The sequence below is a fragment of the Nocardioides jensenii JCM 1364 = NBRC 14755 genome, from assembly GCF_001552535.1.
In the GTDB taxonomy this organism is placed as follows: domain Bacteria; phylum Actinomycetota; class Actinomycetes; order Propionibacteriales; family Nocardioidaceae; genus Nocardioides; species Nocardioides jensenii.
Genome location: NZ_BCRJ01000171.1, coordinates 1 through 1522, shown reverse-complemented (window position 1 = coordinate 1522; position 1522 = coordinate 1). Strand labels below are relative to the sequence as shown.

The following is a 1522-nucleotide window of genomic DNA, read 5'->3' as shown; positions in this document are numbered from 1 at the left end:
ATGAGTTGCCCTGTGTCAACGTCCGCCGGTTCAGGCGACCTTCGGAGCGTGTTGGTTGAGAGTGCGTTGGAGTGCGTTGTGTTGGTCGGGGTCGTAGGCGAGGCCGTCTTGCCAGCAGCGCCAGATGATGTTTGCCCAGGCGCGGCCGAGGATGCGGACGGCGTGGGGGTGGTCCTTTCCTCGGGCCCGGGCGCGGTTGTAGAGGTCGGCGGCCCAGGGGTTGGCGTGTCGGGAGTCGCTGGCGAAGTCGCAGATGGCGTCGCGCAGTTGGCTGTCGGCGGACCATCTGAAGGTGACGGCCTTGACCTTGCCGGACTGTCTGGTCGAGGGTGCGACGCCGGCCAGGCAGGCCAGGGAGTCGGCGGTGGGGAATCGGCCGCGGGCGTCACCGAGTTCGGCGAGCAGCCGTGCGGCGCGGAGCATGCCGGCGCGGGGCAGCGACTTCACGATGTGCGCGTCGGGGTGGACGTCAAGCTGGTCGGCGATGGAGTCCTCGAGAGCATCGATCTGGGTGTTCAGGGCACGCAACACCGCGACGAACGAGGTGACCACCGCGGCGTGCGCGGCGGCGTCGGGTCCGGTGGTGCCGCGGGGTGCGGCCAACAGTCGGGTGTGCAGGACCTCGGGGGCGACCCTGCCGGAGTAGCCCTGCTTGCCCAGCCAGGTGCCGAGCCGGGCTGGGGTGAGCCAGTCGGCCTGGGCTTGGCTGGTGAACCGTTCGATGAAGGTCAGGCTGATCGCGGAGTCGAGCGCCGCGAACAGGCCCACCACACCGGGAAACACGATCTGCAGGTGGGCGCGGAGTTGGTTGGCGGCCGCGACGCGATGCTGGACAAGGTCGCGTCGGGCCCGCACGCTGCTGCGCAGTGCGGTGGTCGCTGGGGTGGAGCGGGTCAGCGGGGCGAGGCGACGCCGGTCGGTACGGACCACGTCGGCCAGCACGTAGGCGTCGTGCCTGTCGTCCTTGTTGCCGGCCGACCCGTAACGCGAGCGCAGATTCTTGACTTGGTTCGGGACGATGACCAGTACGACCAGTTCGGCGGCCAGAAGGGCCTCGACGACGGGGCCGTCGCCGCGTTCGATGCCAACCTCGCTCACGCCGGCACCCAGCAGACGGCGGATCAACCGCTTCAGGCCGGCGGCAGTGTGCTCGACCATGAACCGGTCCAGCACTTCCCCGTCGGCGTCGACGATGCAGACCGCGTGGTCGTCCTTGGCCCAGTCGAGGCCCGCGCAGACTCGCGCGGATGCAGCTATCGGGGTGAGACTCATGTTGGTTTCCTGACTGTTGCAGCAGTTGGAAGCCACCCGGTGGCCCCGGGACCCCGCAGCCGGTCGCTCACTGATCGGCGCTCTCCGGCGCATAGCCCTGTAGCCGGTCTGGGTGTCCTGGGCCACCGGACCCCGCAGAACTCATGCTGGACCTCGAAGGTCGAGCACCGTTGGCGGTGGCCCGGTGGGGACCAGGGGTGCATCAGCAGCCCATCTAGAACCACTGACCTGAGGAAGGTAGACCAGTGAG

Annotated in this window: 1 protein-coding gene; it reads right to left on the bottom strand. The window is 68.9% G+C overall.

Annotation, left to right across the window (positions count from 1 at the left end):
• Window positions 1-30 precede the first annotated feature (30 nt).
• Entirely contained in the window at window positions 31-1272 is a 1242-nt protein-coding gene (locus tag NJ4_RS24785; protein ID WP_067442102.1) for an IS110 family RNA-guided transposase, read from the bottom strand.
• Window positions 1273-1522 lie beyond the last annotated feature (250 nt).

What these genes read in the sequence shown, in the direction of transcription:
- NJ4_RS24785 (WP_067442102.1), bottom strand. Translation starts at nt 1,272, where the DNA reads ATGAGTCTCACCCCGATAGCTGCATCCGCGCGAGTCTGCGCGGGCCTC.